Origin of the sequence: Sphingomonas sp. ID1715 (assembly GCF_013044515.1) — a bacterium.
Taxonomy (GTDB): domain Bacteria; phylum Pseudomonadota; class Alphaproteobacteria; order Sphingomonadales; family Sphingomonadaceae; genus Sphingomonas_B.
Genome location: NZ_JABEPR010000002.1, coordinates 250,170 through 266,601, shown reverse-complemented (window position 1 = coordinate 266,601; position 16,432 = coordinate 250,170). Strand labels below are relative to the sequence as shown.

The following is a 16,432-nucleotide window of genomic DNA, read 5'->3' as shown; positions in this document are numbered from 1 at the left end:
AGACCTCAGCGGTCAAGCGCGACCAAGATTTGCCAATGATCTGAGTGCCCATCATATTCATGCTGGGCGCACCAACATCCTTCGCGGATAGGTCTTACTGCGTGGCTTGCCAGGCGAAGCGGAACGCGGAGGTGCGCGGGTCGATGCCGGCCAGCATCATGCCCTGGCCGCGCGACTGGTGCTGTTCCGAGATCGGTTCGTCCTCCGGGTCGCGCACCTGGATCAGCCAGGTCGTGCGCGGTTCGTCCGACACGTTGAGGCCGGAGCCGTGCACGGTCAGATAGTTGAAGACGAGCAAATCGCCCGCTTTCGCCTCGACGGGAACTGCGGCGGAGAGCGGAAAGCGGTCGGGGTCGACATGATGGTCCTGCCCGATCGCGTCTAAAGGCCCCAGTTTGTGCGAACCGGGATAGACGCGGACGCAGCCCTTGGCATCGGGCGCATCGTCGAGGTGCAGGATCGCCGCGGTCATCGACCGGCCGCGATGCGGGAAATAGCCGTAATCCTGATGCATCGGAAATGGCGATCCACGCTCCGGCGGCTTGATGAACATCTTGTTGTGGTGGAGCTGGACATTGGGGCCGATCAGCGCAGTGAACACATCGATGAGGCGCGGATGGACGAGCAGCCGGGTGAAAGCGGCCGAGCGGAACTGCACGTCGTGCGAATGCTCGAGCACCGTGCCCTGGTCCGCGACGCTCGACCAGGTCGCATTGGTCGGTCCTTGACGCGCGGCAATGGCATGGACCTCGGCCCTCAGCGCCGCCGCTTCATCAGGCGCGATGAAGGACGGGATCAGCAGATAGCCATTCTCGTCGTAGAACGCCCTTTGATCGGGCGTCATGCGGCGTCTCGCGCCCAGGCCAGCCAGATGGCGGCGGTCCAGGAGAAATCGTCGCCGCCGCTGCCGGTGCCGTCGATCGGGCTGTAGGCCTCGTAGAGGCCGTTGCGGCGCATCAGCTCGGCCGTGTCGCGGCGCACGCGTTGCGCCTGGGCGTCATAGCCGCATTCGGCCAGCCCCAGCCCGATCATATAATTGACCACCGCCCAGACCGGCCCGCGCCAATAGCGGATCATCTGAAAGCCGGGATCGTCGGGATCGAGGCTCGGCATCAGGAATTGCACCTTCGCGCCGATCCGCTCGAAATGGGTGAGCATCGCCGCGTCCTTCAGCGGATCGTGCAGCCCGGCATAGAAGCTCAGGAACGAGGCGCTGGTGACGAAGCCGGAGAAGCGGCCGGTCAGCCGGTCGCGCGACGACCAGCAATGCTTGTCCTCATCCCACAGCCAGTCAATGCCCCCCTCGGCGCGCGTGATCATCTGCTGCAGCTCGTGAGCTTCCTCCGCCCGGCCAAGTTCGGCGGCGAGCGCGAGCAGGTCGCGGTGCGCGCGCAGCAGGATCATCGACATGCCGACATCGGCGACCTGGAACGGATTGGTGCGTGCGATCTCCGCCTGGTCCCAGCCCTTGGCCCGGCCGAACTGCACGAGCGCCAGGTAGCGGTCATATTCCAGTTTGGTCGGCCGCATCTTGGCGTCGAGATGGCTGGTGTCGCGGCGCACATAGTCGCCGACGTTCGAGACATCGATCGGCTCGCCCGGCGCGTCCCATTCGGGCGAATTGTCGCGACCCGTTTCCCAAGGATGCGTGGCGATGACGACGCCGCGGCTATCGGGATCGCGCACGTCGCGAAACCAGCGATGCCAGGCCAGGAGCTTGGGAAACAGCGCCTCCAGCCGCGGTCGGAAGGCAGGCGCATCGCCGCGTGCACGGGCATTGTCCCAGAGGCGGCGGAGCATTGTCGCGGCAACCGGCGGCTGGGTGATGCCGGATGTCATCGGGTCGAACGCAGTGCCCCAGACCGAAGGACCAGGGAAATAGCCTTCATCGTCCTTCCAGAAGACGATGTGGGGCAGGAAGCCGTCGTCCCACTGCGCGCGGAACAGGGTCTCGATCTCGGCCCAGGCGCGATCGGGATCGAAGCTGTCGAACCCGATCGCGACGAAGGCGGAATCCCAGTTCCACTGAAATGGGTAAACGCGCCCGTTCGGCACGGTGTAGCCGCCACGATCATTGCCGGTCAGGATCGCGCGGGCAGTCTCGTCCAGGGTCATCACGCCTCTACGGAAAAGAAAAAGGGTGCGGGCGCCGGAGCACCCGCACCCTCCAGGGGGAGATCAGAAGTTGAACGTCACGCGGGCGGTGATGCGCCGCGGCAGCACGGGCCGGCCGACGAAATAGGCGCCGCCCGCCGCCTGGTTGATGTCCTGGCGCGGCGAGCCTTCGGTCACCGCATCTTCGTTCAGCAGATTGAAGACGTTGACGCCGACGCGGACCTTGCGCTCGCCGCCAAGATCGAACTTATAGCCGGCGTCCAGGTTGACGACGTTCCAAGCCTCCAGCTTGATGGCATTGTTCGCGGCGGTGAAATTGTCGCCGGTGTGGTTGGTGAAGATCGAGGCGTCGAGCGCGCCATCGTCATAATAGAGCCCGGCATTGTAAAGCAGGCCAGGCTGCCGCTCGAGTTCCTTGCCGATAAATGCCGGCGTGGTGTCGAACGCGGTATATTCGGCATCCTGGAGGGTGATGTTGCCCGCGAAGCGCAGGTTGCGAACCAACTCGACATTGGCGGTGAATTCGAGGCCATAGGAGCGGGTCGAGACGAGGTTCACCCGCTCGGTGAAGCCGCCCGCCCCGTCGTTGACGAACAGCACCTGCCGCCGGTTGTCGAGCTTGGTGTAGAAGAAGGCGCCGGACAGCTCGATTGGGCCGTTATTATATTTGGCCCCGAACTCGACCTGCTTGATGATCTCGGCTTCGAAGCTTTGCGGCTGGAATGCCGCGTTGAACGTCACCGAGCGAATTTCGGGGAAGAAAAAGCCGCGCGAGCCGTTGATGTAGAAGTTGAGCTCGGGCGTCGCCTTGTAAAGGAAGCCGGCCGCCACCGCCCATTCGGTCGTGCTGACCTTGCCCGTCGTGAAGAGGCCGTTGCCCCAGATCACGTCGCGCAGCGCCGTCGCGAGATTGGGTGTAGTCGTGTCGGTCACGAAGGTCGCCGTACGTTCGCGGCGGATGTCGCCGGAGAAATGCTCGACGCGGCCGCCGATGTCGAACACGACGCGCTCGCCTTCCATCTGGTCGGCGAAATAGGCGGCATAGCGTTCGGCCTGGTGGCGGTTGTTGACATAGCCGGCGCCGGCATTGAGCAGGCCGTTGCGGGAAATCACCGTCTGCGCGCCAGTCGTCGGGTTGGTGACGACGAGGTTCACCAACCGCGGGCGGTTGTTGAACTCGGCCAGGTAGGTGGTGGTGACGTTCACATCCTCGGCGTCGGCGTTGCCGTAGAAGCCGCCGAGCGTGAACGTATGGTCGACGCTGCCGGTCGTCAGCTTCTTGGTGAGGTTCAGTTCGGCCGTGAAATCGTCGGCATCGCGATCACGGTCGGTGAACCGATTGGCGAACAGCAGCGAGCCACTGGGAACCGTGCCGCCGCCGACGAAGGTGAAGGACGGCGTTTGGCCGATTAGGGCCGGCCGATTGGCGACGAAGCTCTGTAGCGTTTCGGGCACGTTGATGACGCCGTCGCCGTCCGACCAGAGCCCGAATTTGTGGTCGTATTTCGAGTATTTGGCGCGGCCGTTGATGCCCCAGTCGCCGTCGAACTGCTTTTCGAAGGCGATCGCGATCTGCCCGCCGCGCGTTTTCACGCCCTGGTTGATGTCGCTGGTGAAGAGGCCGTCGGGCGTGTTGAAGCCGAGCAGGCTGGAATCGAAGCGGTTCTGGACCGAGTTGACTCGGCGGCCGTCATTGCCCGGCGCGCGCTTGCGGGTGGTGCCGTTCAGCGGGACCGGCAGGAAGAACTGGACCTGATCGTCGATCCACTGGCCGTAGAGGGTCACATGGCCCGAGCCGTCCGACCATTCGTGGCGCAGATTGCCGCGGAGTTGGTAGCCCTTGGTCTTCAGGTTGGTGCGCAGCGTGCCTTCGTCGTAGCGATAGTATCCGGACAGCGAATAGAAGGTGTTCGGGCCAATTGGTCCGCTGACCGCCAGGTCACCGCGCACGCGGTCGCGCTCCGCCACTTCGATCTGGGCTACGCCGCCGAAATCCTCGGTGCCGTGCTTGGAGATGAAGTTGATCAGGCCGGCCACAGAGCCAGGTCCGAACAGGTTCGACACGCCGCCGCGGACGAACTCCAGCCGCTCGATGCCGAGATCGTTGCGATAATAGACGTCGAACGCCGAAGAGTTGAGGCCGAAGGTGCTGAGCACCGGAATGCCGTCATACATCAAGGGCGTGAACTGATATTGGCCGCCCGACGGCAACCCGCGCACGAACACATTGGCCGCGACTTCACCGCCGCCGCCATCGGCCTTGATGGTCGGGATGGTGTTCAGGATGTCGGCATTTCCCGCCGCCTGGGTGCGCGCGAGCGTACCTTCGTCGAGAGCCTGCACGGCCAGCGGCGTGTCGAAAGCGGCGCGCGCGACGCTGGTGCCCGTGACGATGATGTCGGCTTCATCGGCGCTGCTCGACGGTCCTTCGGCGGTGGCGTTCGGTCCCGCGGGCGGTGTCTGCGTATCCTGCGCCCATACTGCAGCGGGTATGAACGCGGTGGCGAGCAGGGTCGCCCGAACGAAACGGCTATGACGGTTCTTCATCTCGTGCCCCTCCATGACGCGGCGCCCGCTTGGGCAGCCGTTGCCGGTCCTGCGCATGAGGGCGCGGCCGACCTTGTTCTTAAGGGTCACGCTTCGCCCGCTTGAACGAAAGCCCGCGATGCAGCAACAATCTGTTGCCGGGGGTGGAACGATTGGGAGCGGGTGGAATGTTGGACTTGGGCGACCTCATGGTCTTCACCAAAGTGGTCGAAACCGAAAGCCTGACCAAGGCCGGGCGGGTGCTCGGGCTGCCCAAGTCGACCGTAAGCCGCCGCGTCAGCCGGCTGGAGGATCATCTCGGCATCCAGCTGCTGCACCGGAGTACCCGTGCGGTGACGGTGACGGAGGACGGTGCCATGTTCTTCGAATATTGCCTCCGCTCGATCGGCGTACTGCGCGACGGCGAACGCGCATTACAGAGCCGGGCGCGCCATCCACAGGGCGTGGTCCGCATCGCCATTCCCTATGTGCTCGGCCAGGAACTGGTCGGACCGTTGCTGCCCGAGTTCATGGACCTTTATCCCGACGTTCGGCTGGTCAGCGTCCTGACCGACGACGCGATCGGTCTGCTCCGGAACGGCTTCGACGTGGCGCTCGCCGTCGGACCATTGGCCGACTCCGGGCTGGTCGCCATCAAGCTCGGCACCACCGGCTGCGGCGCGTTCGGCGCACCGGAATATTTCGAGCGCAAGGGTACGCCGCAAAATCACGTCGAGCTGCCGCGCTTCGACCTGCTCGCCAACGGCACGCTCGATCGCCGCCACGGCTGGACGCTCCACCGCGACAGCGAGGAGGTGACGGTCGAGTTCACCGCCAAGCTGGTCTGCAACGACCTGATGTTCCTGCGCGACGCGGCGCTCTCCGGCCTTGGCATCGCCAACCTGCCCGCTTTTCTGGTGAAGCATGATCTCGCGGCGGGCCGCCTGGTCGAAGTGCTGCCCGGCTGGCGCACGTCGGACATGAGCTTCTTCGCCTTGTTCGCGGATCCAAAGGCGGTGCCGGTGCGCGTGCGAACGCTGATCGACTTTCTGGTCGAGCGGTTGCGGCCGACCCTGTCGTGGGAAATTCATTGACGTTCCGCTCTCTGCAACAATCGGTTCCGCAAATCGCCCCTATGCCACAGCAGATCGCGCGTTCAGCTTGGCGCGAGCGGTCGCAGAGCCGTCATGCAGAGATGAGGAGGGGCAGATCGCAACATCGGGCACCATGACCGATGCCCGTCAGAAGGGCGCCGTGCAGGTGTTGCGCGGCCTGTTCGATGACGTGATCCGCTCGGTCTCTGCCGACATCGCCATGCCTAAGGCGATGCCCGACGCGCCTCACGGCCGGCTCGTCGTGCTGGCGGTGGGCAAGGCCGCGGCCGACATGATGCGCGTCGCGCGTGAACGGGCTCGCCGCCCGATCGATGGGCTGATTGTCACCCGCCACGGCCACGCGCCCGAAGGCCTGAACTGGCCCGGCATCGAGCTGATCGAGGCCGGCCACCCTTATCCCGACGAGAATAGCTTGCGTGCTGCTGATCGCGCACTCGAAATCGCTCATTCGCTGCACACCGGCGATCACCTGCTGCTGCTGCTTTCCGGCGGCGGCTCGGCGCTGCTGGCCGCGCCGGTCGAAGGGCTGAACCTGGCCGACAAGCAGAGCGTCACCAAGCTGCTGCTCCGCTCTGGCGCGACCATTTCCGAGATCAACTGCGTGCGCAAGCATCTGTCCCGGATCAAGGGCGGGCGGCTCGCGGTGGCGGCGGGCTCGGCCCAGGTCACGACCTGGATCATCTCCGACGTGCCCGGCGACGACCCGTCCTTCGTCTCGTCTGGCCCAACCGTGGCCGACCCGACCACGCTGCAGATGGCGCGCGACATCATCGCCAAATACCGGATCGAGCCGCCACGGTCGGTGACGCGCGCGCTGCAGGACCCGGGCAACGAAACGCCTGCCGCCGACAGTCTCGGCTTGGCGGGTGGCGAAGTGCGGGTGATCGCCCGGGCCCGCGACGCGCTGGCGGCAGCATCGCAAGCCGGCGGAGCGCTGGGCTATACCGTCTCCTCGCTCGGCGACCAATTGCAGGCAGAGGCCCGACATCTGGGCGCCAGCCACGCAGCGCTCGCCCGCCGCCTCGCCGCAGACGGCAAGCCCCGCCTGATCCTGTCGGGCGGCGAAACGACCGTGACCGTCGTCAACAACAAAGGCCGGGGCGGACGCAACATGGAATATGCGCTGGGCCTCGCCATCGCGCTCGACGGCGCGCCCGGCATCTGGGCGCTTGCCTGCGACACGGACGGCATCGACGGCACGGAAGATGCCGCCGGAGCCGTGGTCGGGCCGGAGACGCTTGCCCGCGCCCGTGCGCTGGGCCTGGACCCGGCCAGGCACCTGGCCGAGAACAACGCCTATCTCTTCTTCCGGGGGCTGGGCGACCTCGTGGTCACGGGCCCGACGGGAACCAACGTCAACGATTTCCGCGCCGTGCTGATCGAAGGGCGACCATGAGCGCGACATCCCGCTATCCATGGGTGCTGATCGGCCTGCTCTGGATGGTGGCCTTCCTGAACGCGGCAGATCGTTCGATCCTGTTCACGGTGATGCCGCAGCTCAAGACGGAGTTCGGGCTGACGCCGACCCAGCTGGCGCTGCTCAACTCGGTGTTTTTCTGGGTCTATGCGGTCGGCGCCTTCCTGTCCGGCAGTCTGGGCGACCGGGCGCGGCGGTCGCGGGTGATCATCTACGGCCTGCTCTTCTGGAGCATGGCGACCGGGATCGTGTCGCTCTCGACCGGCTTCACCATGCTGCTCGGCCTGCGCGCACTCGTGGCGATGGGCGAGGCGACCTATTACCCGACCGCGACCGCGCTGATCAGCGACTGGCATCGGCCCGAGATGCGCGGCCGTGCGCTGTCGCTGCACCAGACGGCCGTGTTCGCCGGCGCCGGGATGGGCGCGCTGGCGGCCGGCTATATGGCCGATGCGCTTGGCTGGCAGGCGCCGTTCCTGATCTTCGGCGGCATCGGCTTCATCGTCGTCGCGATCCTGTTCAAGTTCCTGCGCGATGCTCCGGCCAAAGAGGCGGCGGTGGTGAAATCCGCGAAAGCGCCGCTCGGTACTGTCCTCGGCATCCCGCCCGCCCTCATGCTCTGCATCGTATTCTTTCTCGCCAACGGGGCCTCGACCGGCGTGACGGTCTGGGCACCGACCTTCGTCCACGACGCGCTAGGTTTGAATCTGGGTGGATCCGCGCTGGTCGGCGCTGCCACGATCCAGATCGCCGGCTTCCTGACCGTGCCCTTCAGCGGCTTGCTCGGCGACTATCTGTCGCGCCGGACGCCGATTGGCCGCTTCTACACGCTGGCGATCGGATTGGCGCTGGCTGCTGTGCTGCTGGTGCCTCTGCTCTGGGCCAAGACGGCCGGCATGGTCGGCCTGGTCCTGCTCCTAACCTCGATCGGCAAGGGCATTTTCGATGGCTGCATCTATGCGGCGATGCACGATGTCGTCCCGCCGCACGCCCGCGCCACCGCGGTCGGCATGATGACGATGATCGGCTTTTTCGGCGCCGGTCTGTCGCCGCTGATCATCGCCTGGATGAGCGGGAGCTTCGGCCTCGCCGCGGGCATGACTTCGATGGCGGCAGCCTATGTCGCGGCGGTGGCGATCATCCTGGCGATGAGCCGCGCGACAAGGCGCGCCGTCGTCGCCAACGCACAGTTCGCCCACGCATGACACCCTCAGCCCTGATCCTGAACGCTCCGCGCGAACTCGCCTTCGAGCCGCTCGAACTCCGTCCGCTGGCCGACGGGGAGGTGCTGATCCGCACCCTCTATTCGGGCATCAGCGCGGGCACGGAATTGTCGCAATATCGCGGCACCAATCCGTTCATGCACCGGCGCTTCGACGAGAAGAGCCGGCTGTTCGTGGCGGATGACGAGCCGAGCTGGCCCTATCCGGTGCGCACGCTCGGCTATGAGGAGGTCGGTGAGATCGTCGAAAGCCGTGCCGAAGACCTGCCCATTGGCGCGCGGGTGTTCGGCACCTGGAACCACCGCAGCCACTTCATCGCGCCGGCGGACTATGCGCGCGAGCGGCTGATGCCCAAGGGGGCCGACCCGCGCATCGGCATTTTCAGCCATATCGGGGCGGTCGCGCTCAACGGCGTGCACGACGCGAATATCCGCATCGGCGATCTGGTCGCGGTGTTCGGGCTGGGCGTGCCGGGCCAGATCGTCGTGCAGGCGGCAACCCGCTCCGGCGCGCAGGTGATCGCGATCGATCCGGACCCGCTGCGGCGCGAGATCGCGCTGAAGCATGGCGCCTGGCTTGCCATGGAGCCGCAGGGCGCGGCGGAGCGGATCAAGGAGATGACCGGCGGCAGGGGCGCAGACAGCTGCATCGAAGTGTCTGGCGTCGCCGCTGCGCTCGGCGAGGCAATCCGCGCCGTTGCCTATGCCTCGCGCGTGGTCGCGATGGGGTTCTTGCAGGGCGAGATCGGCGGCATCCGTTTCGGCGAGGAGTTCCACCACAACCGGGTGCAGCTCATCTGCTCGCAGATCAGCGGCGTCGCACCGGAAGCGAGCCATCGCTGGTCGAAGCCCAGATTGTGGCGGACGGCGGTGGAGCTACAGCACCGCGGCCTGCTCGACCTGCTGCCGTTGATCACCCACGAAGCGCGCTTCGAGGACGCACCGGCCATGTTCGACCGCATCGACAAGGGCGAGTCGGGTCTGCTGCAGGCCGTGCTGAGGTTCGAGCCATGACGCTGCGCGTGGGCATTCTCGGCAATGGCGGCATTGCCGCCCGCCATGCGGGAGCGCTCGCCAGGCTGGCGGAGCAGATGACGCTCGTCGCGGCATCGGGGCGTGATGCCGAGCGGGTCCGCGCCTTTACCGACCAGCATGGCGGCAAACCGTTCACGCGGATCGAGGACATGCTCGACCACGGCATCGACCTGCTGATCGACACCGCGCCACCCTACTCCCGTGCCGGCGAAAGCGTCATGGCGGCGCAAGCGGGCGTGCATCTGCTCGTGGAAAAGCCGATCGCGCTCGACATGGCGACCGCCGATGCGCTGATCGCCAGCGCAGCCAAAGTGAAGGCGGCGGTCGGCTTCATGTATCGGCAGGGCGAGGCGGTACAGCGCTGGCTGGCGGAGGATACGGGAACGATCGGGCTGATGACCGGCATCTACCATTGCAATGCGCTGCACGCGCCCTGGTGGCGGAGGCGCGAGCAGTCGGGCGGGCAAGTGCTCGAGCAGCTGATCCACATCATCGATCTCGTCCGCCTGTTCATGGGTGAGCCGGACACGGTCTATTCCCGCACCGCCAATCTCTTCCACCGCGACGTGCGTGACTATGACGTGCAGGACGTGTCCGCGATCGTGTTCGGCTGGGACGATGGGCGGCTGGCCAGCCTGACCGCCAACAACATCGCCGTGCCCGGCCAGTGGGTGAAGGGCTGGTCGCTCTTCGCCGAGCGCGCGACGGCGCATTTCAGCGATTGGAACAACGCCGCGTACACGCGAACCGCCCCCGAAGTCGCGGCGCAGGACTGGAGGTCCGACCGCGACCCCTTCGTTGCCCAACTCGCCGATCTGGCAGCAGCCATCCGCGACGATCGCGCGCCGCTGGTGCCGATCGCCGAGGGCGCGGCGACCTTGCGACTGGCGCTGGCGGCCGTTCGCGCGGCCGACGAACGACGCGAATTGAGAGTTGCCGATGCGCTTTGACGGGCAGGCGTTCGAGGGTCTCGGTATCAGGCTCGGCGGCATCGTTCCCCTGCTCGACGGAGAACCCGCCCAGGCGCAATTCGCCTTCGGCATCGAACGGGACGGCGAGCGGTTGCGGCTGCTCGTCAAGGTCAGCGACCTCGACCCGACGCGCGAGATCGACAGCATCGGCATCCGCTTCGAACATATTGCCGGCATGAGTCGCTACCTGCGTCACGGCTATCAAAGCTGGGACGGCAGCTTCTTCGCCGATGCTGGCACCCTGGCCGGCGATGGACCGCCGCTGAAGGCGCCGACGCTCGGCTATGCGGCCACGGCGTTATTGCCGAGCAGCGGAGATGGCGCGGTCGTGCTCGGCTTCACGCGTCACGACCGCTTCCAGAGCCGCTTCCGCTTCGGCGGCACGGCGGAAGCGCCGACCGTCTCCGTCGAGACGTTGTGGGACCGCGTGCCGCATGACGGCAGCGTCGCGATGGAACCGTTGATCCTGTTCGATGGACCGAACGTCGAGGAGGCGTTGCGCGACTGGGCCCGCATCGTGGCTGCCGAAAGCCCGTTGCCTCCGCGCGTGCCGGATCGCCGGGTCACCGGCTGGTGCAGCTGGTACAATCTCTACGCGGCCATCACCGAGGAGAATCTCCTCGAGCATCTGGCGGCGGCACGCGCCTTCCGCGACGATTATCGCGTGCCGCTCGACATCTTCCAGATCGACGACGGCTTCACGCCGGAGATGGGCGACTGGCTGGAGGTAAAGCCGCAATTCCCGCGCGGGATGAAGCCGCTGCTCGACGATGTGCGCGCGGCGGGCTTTACGCCCGGTCTGTGGATAGCGCCCTTCATGGTCGGCAATCGCAGCCGCCTCTATCGCGAGCACCCCGACTGGGTCGTGGCGGACAGGAGGACCGGCGGACCGCTCGCCCAGATGACCTTCTACGGCGAGTTCCGCTGGCACAAGCGCAGCGAGGAATATTACATCCTCGACGTCACCCATCCCGATGCCGAAGCCTATATTCGGCAGGTGTTCCGCACCTGGGCGGGCGACTGGGGTGCCGGTTATTTCAAGACCGACTTCATGCTGTTCGGCAGCGAACATGGCCCCGACCGCGCGGTCTGGCACCAGCAGGGCTTCAGCCGCATCGCCGTCTGGCGTAAGATGGCGGCGCTGATCCGCGAGGAGATCGGCGACGCGCTATGGCTCGGCTGCGGCTGTCCGCTTTGGGCGTCGGTCGGCCTGGTCGACGCGGTGCGGATCGGCCGCGATGTCGGCGTGACCTGGACCGGCGAATATTCCGCCGAAAGCCTGCTCCGCGACCAGGTCAGCCGCAACCACGGCGCCGGCATCCTGTGGCAGGCGGACCCGGATTGCGTCCTGCTCCGCGACCGGTTCCACGAACTGAGCGACGATCAGGTGACCTTGCTTGCCCGCTTCGCCGCCTATTCCGGCGGCGTGCTGATGACGAGCGACAAGCTCGATGAACTCTCCCCCGAGCGCGCAGCCCTGTTCGCCGAGCTGCTGCGCCAGCCGATCGCAGGCTGCGACTTCCCGCAGCTCGGCCATTCCGCGCCTTTGCTGGAGCAACGGGTGCGGGTTGAGGACGAGGCCGACTTCATCCATCGCCTGAATCTCACCGCCGAGCCCGTGGCGGGTCTACTGCCTTTCTCGTCGCGGATCGAGTGAGCATGTCCAGCCGCCATTTGGTGGATCCCGAACTGTTGCCGATGCTGGACCGGTTGCCGCAGGTCGCGCTCAGTCAGGAGACGCTGCCGGCGTTCCGCTCGCGCGAGACGGCGCTGCCCTTGCCTTCAGTCGTGCCGAATGCAGTCACTCGGCGCGACGTGGCCATGCGCGGTCCGCCGGGTGCCCCGGACATTGGCCTCGTCATCTACACGCCGGCAGGCGCCGGTCCGTTCGGCTGCATCTATCATATCCACGGCGGCGGCTATGTCAGCGGCTCGGCGGGAAGCCTCGAGTTCATGCATCGGCCGCTGGCCGAGCAGCTTGGCTGCGTCATCGTCTCGGTCGATTACCGGCTGGCACCAGAAACCTGCTTCCCCGGCAATATCGAGGACTGCCATGCCGGGCTCGTCTGGGTCTTCAAGCAGGCCGACATGCTCAATGTCGATCGAGACCGCATCGGGGTGATGGGCGAAAGCGCCGGCGGCGGACTTGCCGCGGCGCTCGCGCTGCTGGTGCGGGATCGCGGCGAACATCGGCTCGCCTTTCAGGTGCTGACCTACCCGATGCTCGACGATCGCACCTGCACGGCCGACCCGCACCCGTTCGCCGGCGAGTTCCTGTGGACGCCGCGCAACAATGCGTTCGGCTGGACATGCCTGTTGGGGCACGCGCCGAGAGGGGAGGGTGTCTCTCCCTATGCGGCACCCGCACGCGCCGTCGACCTGTCCGGCCTGCCACCCACCTTCATGATGACGGGCGCGCTCGATCTCTTCGTCGACGAGAATATCGACTATGCCCGCCGCCTGATCCGTGACGGCGTGCCGACCGAATTTCACCTCTATCCGGGCGCCTTTCATGCGTTCGACGCGTGGCCCGATGCACAGGTGAGCGAAGGAGCCCGGACCAACCGCAGTAAGGCGCTGCGCCGGCTGTTAGGACGGCAAGGAACACAAGCGGCGTGAAGTTAGGGCCGACCCTAAGTTAGCGGACGACCGGTCACGCAGCCGCGGCTGTCTCGACCATCTCGCCGCCGCAGGCTTCGTGCAGGATGAAGCCTTCGAGCGGGTCGACGGGGTCGCGCCAGGGTCCGCGCTCCAGCGTCTCCATCGTGTGCCGGTAGCCCGCCTGCCAGCGCTGGCTGATGCCTTCGGGGCTGAAGTCCACGTCCTTGGCATGGTCTTCATAGGGGAGCGCGGGGGCGAGCAGGCGGATGACGTGCATCCGCGTCAGGCAGCCATAGCTCGCCATCTCCGCGACCCGGTTGTCGCCGCGTGTGCCCTCCGGAAGCATCTTGGTCAGCTCCGAGATGATGTGGCGCATCTTGTGGATCTGCCGCTGGCGTTTGATGTGCGCGGCCGCGCGGCTGGAATATTGCACGTCCTTCTGTCGGTTCATCACTTCCCAGATCGTGTTCGGCTCAGGCCCATGCGGGTTCCAGATGTGGACGGCGAACACGACGGAGTTGCGGCGCGGATTGTCGTCGAACACTACCTCGACCGGCGTGTTGGAGAGAATGCCGCCGTCCCAATAGAGCTGCCCGTCGATCCGCACCGCCGGAAAGGCGGGCGGCAGCGCGCCGGACGCCATGACGTGGCGGAGGTCCAGCGCCATGTCGCGGCTGTCGAAATAGCGCATTTCACTGGTCGCCACGTTGGAGGCGCCAACCGTCAGGCGCACGTCGCCGCCATTGACCTGGTCGAAGTCGACCAGCTCGCGCAGCGTGTCCGCCAGCGGCTCCGTCGAGTAATAACCTGCCGCTTCGGGCCCCAGCGGCGAATGCGCGCTGAAGAAGGCCGCCGGGTTCGGGCGGAAGAAGGCAGGGACGCCGGTCGTCACCGCCAGCATGTTGCGCATCGCCGTGCCGAACCAGGCGGGGAGCGGTGAGCCGAGAAAGCGGCCATGCTCGACCCGGCGCCAGAAATCCTTCAGCCGGTCCATTCGCTCTGTCCGTGGGCTGCCGGCGATCAGCGCGGCATTGATCGCGCCGATCGAGGTGCCGATCACCCAGTCCGGCTCCACGCCGGCTTCGTGCAGCGCCTGGTAGACGCCCACCTGATAGGCGCCGAGCGCGCCGCCGCCCTGCAGCACCAAGACGCGCTGCCCGAGGGCAGCCAGTTCCTTGTCGACGCCATTCATGCGGTCATCCTCTCTTCGATGAAATCGGGCGCGACGTAGCCGGTGATGAGGCGCGCGCTGCGTCCGAAGGTCAGGTAGTTCCAGGCCCAGTTCAGGCCGACGATGATCCGGCTCCTGAACCCGATCAGGAACCAGATGTGCGCCACCGACCAGAGCAGCCAGGCAAGGAAGCCGTGGATTCGGATTCGGCCGAAGTCGATCACGGCATGGCGCCGGCCGACCGTCGCGAGATTGCCGAAGCTGCGATAGCGGAACGGCTCGGCCCGGCCCATCAGGATGGCACGGGCGACATGGCGCCCTTGCTGCTTGGCGACCGGTGCAATGCCGGGCACGAAGCCGCCTTTGCCGTTCGGGCAGGCGGCGGTGTCGCCGATGACGAAAATATTGTCATGGCCCGGCGGCCGCAGCGTTTCGTTGACCAGCACCTTGCCCGCACGGTCGCAGGCGCAGCGCAGCCAGGTAGAAGCCGGCGAGGCCTGCACGCCCGCGGCCCAGATGGCGGTGTGGGCGGGGATGATGTCCTCACCGACCTGCACGCTCGTGGGGGTGATGGCCGTGACGCGGCCGCTCAGCTTCACCTCGACGCCGAGCTGCTCCAGGCCGTGCCGGGCGCGAGCCGAAAGCGTCTCGGGGAAGCTGGCCAACAGCCGCGACCCGCCCTCGATCAGGATCACGCGCGAGCAATGCGGCGTGATGGTGCGGAAGTCGCGGGACACGGACTTGCGGGCAAGCTCCGCGATGGCCCCGGCCATCTCGACGCCGGTCGGCCCGCCGCCGATCACCACGAAAGTCAGCAGCGCCTTGCGACGCGCTTCATCCGTTTCCGTCTCGGCACGCTCGAGCGCCAGCAGCACCTTGCGGCGCACTGCGGTCGCGTCGTCGATCGACTTGATCCCCGGCGCGTGCTCGGCCCAGTCGTCGCGGCCGAAATAGCTGTGGCGCGCACCCGTGGCGATGATCAGCCAGTCATAGGAGAGCGATGCGCCCGATGCGGTCAGCACCAGCCGGGCGGCTGCATTCACGCCGGTCACCCGGTCCAGCAACACCCGCGTGTTCTTCTGGTCGCGCAGGATGTGCCGGATCGGCGCGGCGATATCGGCGGGCGACAGCCCGGCCGTCGCGACCTGATAGAGCAAAGGCTGGAACAGGTGGTGATTGCGCTGATCGACCAGCGTCACCTCGAGATCCGCCCGCCCGAGCGCCTTGGCTGCGGACAGGCCGCCGAAGCCGGCGCCGATGATCACGACCCGCTTTCTTTCCCCGTTCGCTTCGAGCGAAGTCGAGAAGCGCGTGTCTCGACTTCGCTCGACACGAACGGATCGGAGGATGCGCTGCAGCATCAGTGCGCCGTCCAGCCGCCGTCGACCGGCAGCGCCGTCCCGGTCATGCCCTGGCCAGCCGGCGAGCACAGGAAGACCGTCAGCGCACCAAGCTCGTCCACGTCGGCGAAGCGCTTGTTCGGCTGGGCCGCGAGCAGCACGTCGCGGATCACCTGTTCGCGGCTGATATTCCGCGCCCGGGCGGTGTCGTCGATCTGATTTTCGACGAGCGGCGTCCAGACATAGCCGGGGCAGATCGCGTTGCAGGTGATGCCGTGTTCGGCACCCTCCAGTGCGATCGTCTTGGTCAGCCCGACGATCCCGTGCTTGGCCGCGACATAGGCGCTCTTGAAGGGCGAAGCGACGAGGCCGTGGGCCGAGGCGATATTGACGATCCGCCCCCAGCCGGCCGCCTTCATCGGGCCATAGGCCGCCTTGATGGCGTGAAAGGCGGCGGAGAGGTTGAGCGCGAGGATCGCGTCCCACTTGTCTTCGGGAAAGCTCTCGACGGGCGAAACGTGCTGGATCCCGGCATTGTTGACCAGGATGTCGACGCGTCCGAATGCAGCGATCGTCTGCTCGACGAGAGCGCGGGCGTCGGCCGACACCATCAGGTTGGCACCATTATAACTGATCCGCGTGCCGCTATGCTCGGCAAGCTCGGTGCACGTCCGCTCGATCTGGTTGGCGTCGCCCAGGCCGTTCAGCACCACGTCGGCACCGGCTTCGGCGAGCTTACGCGCGATCCCCAGGCCGATGCCGCTGGTGGATCCGGTGACGATCGCCACCTTGCCGGCGAGCACCCGCTCGCTCTGGCCCAGAAACTGCGCATGGACGTTCATCGGCATACCTTCCGCAAGGGATCACTGCCGAAAGAGGTGCCGCAAGCGCGCGCGGGACAGAAATGCCGATCGCTTAT

At 66.4% G+C, this 16,432-nt stretch carries 13 protein-coding genes; 7 read left to right on the top strand and 6 right to left on the bottom strand.

All coding sequences use genetic code 11. The annotated features are described in order from the left end of the window. Positions 1-94: 94 nt before the first annotated feature. The 3 genes from HJG53_RS06170 to HJG53_RS06160 are packed head-to-tail and all read right to left on the bottom strand — an operon-like array spanning position 95 to position 4,752. The gene (locus HJG53_RS06170) at positions 95-844 is read right to left on the bottom strand and encodes a phytanoyl-CoA dioxygenase family protein (protein WP_171128636.1); all 750 of its coding nucleotides are present in this window, start codon (positions 842-844) and stop codon (positions 95-97) included. Continuing rightward, positions 841-2,118, bottom strand: coding sequence for a trehalase family glycosidase (locus HJG53_RS06165; RefSeq protein ID WP_217352667.1), 1,278 nt, complete (start codon positions 2,116-2,118; stop codon positions 841-843). The genes HJG53_RS06170 and HJG53_RS06165 overlap by 4 nt, the downstream gene beginning before the upstream one ends. Before the next feature lie 60 nt (positions 2,119-2,178). Further along, the gene (locus HJG53_RS06160) at positions 2,179-4,752 is read right to left on the bottom strand and encodes a TonB-dependent receptor (protein WP_171128632.1); all 2,574 of its coding nucleotides are present in this window, start codon (positions 4,750-4,752) and stop codon (positions 2,179-2,181) included. Positions 4,753-4,829: 77 nt separating this feature from the next. Between HJG53_RS06160 and HJG53_RS06155 the strand changes: the two genes are divergently transcribed. The 7 genes from HJG53_RS06155 to HJG53_RS06125 all read left to right on the top strand — a co-directional run bounded on the left by HJG53_RS06155 (position 4,830) and on the right by HJG53_RS06125 (position 13,020). Beyond that, positions 4,830-5,735 carry a LysR family transcriptional regulator gene (locus HJG53_RS06155; RefSeq protein WP_171128630.1) on the top strand — a complete coding sequence of 302 codons (906 nt, stop codon included), beginning with the start codon at positions 4,830-4,832 and terminating at the stop codon, positions 5,733-5,735. A 133-nt stretch (positions 5,736-5,868) separates the two neighbouring features. Further along, on the top strand, positions 5,869-7,152 hold the full coding sequence (locus tag HJG53_RS06150) for a glycerate kinase (RefSeq protein WP_171128628.1): 1,284 nt from the start codon (positions 5,869-5,871) through the stop codon (positions 7,150-7,152). After that, positions 7,149-8,378, top strand: coding sequence for an MFS transporter (locus tag HJG53_RS06145; protein ID WP_171128626.1), 1,230 nt, complete (start codon positions 7,149-7,151; stop codon positions 8,376-8,378). Before HJG53_RS06150 ends, HJG53_RS06145 begins: the two co-directional genes overlap by 4 nt. Further along, on the top strand, positions 8,375-9,409 hold the full coding sequence (locus HJG53_RS06140; RefSeq protein WP_171128624.1) for a zinc-binding dehydrogenase: 1,035 nt from the start codon (positions 8,375-8,377) through the stop codon (positions 9,407-9,409). The genes HJG53_RS06145 and HJG53_RS06140 overlap by 4 nt, the downstream gene beginning before the upstream one ends. After that, entirely contained in the window at positions 9,406-10,380 is a 975-nt protein-coding gene (locus tag HJG53_RS06135; RefSeq protein ID WP_171128622.1) for a Gfo/Idh/MocA family protein, read from the top strand. Before HJG53_RS06140 ends, HJG53_RS06135 begins: the two co-directional genes overlap by 4 nt. Further along, positions 10,370-12,058 (top strand): glycoside hydrolase family 36 protein, encoded by a 1,689-nt coding sequence (locus tag HJG53_RS06130; protein WP_171128620.1) that lies wholly within the window; start codon positions 10,370-10,372, stop codon positions 12,056-12,058. The genes HJG53_RS06135 and HJG53_RS06130 overlap by 11 nt, the downstream gene beginning before the upstream one ends. A 2-nt stretch (positions 12,059-12,060) precedes the next feature. Further along, positions 12,061-13,020, top strand: coding sequence for an alpha/beta hydrolase (locus tag HJG53_RS06125; protein WP_171128618.1), 960 nt, complete (start codon positions 12,061-12,063; stop codon positions 13,018-13,020). A gap of 34 nt (positions 13,021-13,054) precedes the next feature. On the opposite strand, the gene HJG53_RS06120 is transcribed toward HJG53_RS06125, so the two are convergent. The 3 genes from HJG53_RS06120 to HJG53_RS06110 are packed head-to-tail and all read right to left on the bottom strand — an operon-like array spanning position 13,055 to position 16,355. Continuing rightward, the gene (locus HJG53_RS06120; RefSeq protein WP_171128616.1) at positions 13,055-14,194 is read right to left on the bottom strand and encodes a patatin-like phospholipase family protein; all 1,140 of its coding nucleotides are present in this window, start codon (positions 14,192-14,194) and stop codon (positions 13,055-13,057) included. After that, the gene (locus HJG53_RS06115) at positions 14,191-15,534 is read right to left on the bottom strand and encodes an NAD(P)/FAD-dependent oxidoreductase (protein ID WP_171128614.1); all 1,344 of its coding nucleotides are present in this window, start codon (positions 15,532-15,534) and stop codon (positions 14,191-14,193) included. Before HJG53_RS06115 ends, HJG53_RS06120 begins: the two co-directional genes overlap by 4 nt. Beyond that, positions 15,534-16,355 (bottom strand): 3-hydroxybutyrate dehydrogenase, encoded by an 822-nt coding sequence (locus HJG53_RS06110; protein WP_171128612.1) that lies wholly within the window; start codon positions 16,353-16,355, stop codon positions 15,534-15,536. Before HJG53_RS06110 ends, HJG53_RS06115 begins: the two co-directional genes overlap by 1 nt. Between the last annotated feature and the right edge of the window lie 77 nt (positions 16,356-16,432).

Coding starts and splice junctions, on each gene's coding strand:
- HJG53_RS06130 (WP_171128620.1), top strand. CDS start 10,370: ATGCGCTTTGACGGGCAGGCGTTCGAGGGTCTCGGTATCAGGCTCGGC.
- HJG53_RS06120 (WP_171128616.1), bottom strand. CDS start 14,194: ATGAATGGCGTCGACAAGGAACTGGCTGCCCTCGGGCAGCGCGTCTTG.
- HJG53_RS06155 (WP_171128630.1), top strand. CDS start 4,830: ATGTTGGACTTGGGCGACCTCATGGTCTTCACCAAAGTGGTCGAAACC.
- HJG53_RS06150 (WP_171128628.1), top strand. CDS start 5,869: ATGACCGATGCCCGTCAGAAGGGCGCCGTGCAGGTGTTGCGCGGCCTG.
- HJG53_RS06170 (WP_171128636.1), bottom strand. CDS start 844: ATGACGCCCGATCAAAGGGCGTTCTACGACGAGAATGGCTATCTGCTG.
- HJG53_RS06140 (WP_171128624.1), top strand. CDS start 8,375: ATGACACCCTCAGCCCTGATCCTGAACGCTCCGCGCGAACTCGCCTTC.
- HJG53_RS06145 (WP_171128626.1), top strand. CDS start 7,149: ATGAGCGCGACATCCCGCTATCCATGGGTGCTGATCGGCCTGCTCTGG.
- HJG53_RS06125 (WP_171128618.1), top strand. CDS start 12,061: ATGTCCAGCCGCCATTTGGTGGATCCCGAACTGTTGCCGATGCTGGAC.
- HJG53_RS06110 (WP_171128612.1), bottom strand. CDS start 16,355: ATGAACGTCCATGCGCAGTTTCTGGGCCAGAGCGAGCGGGTGCTCGCC.
- HJG53_RS06115 (WP_171128614.1), bottom strand. CDS start 15,534: ATGCTGCAGCGCATCCTCCGATCCGTTCGTGTCGAGCGAAGTCGAGAC.
- HJG53_RS06135 (WP_171128622.1), top strand. CDS start 9,406: ATGACGCTGCGCGTGGGCATTCTCGGCAATGGCGGCATTGCCGCCCGC.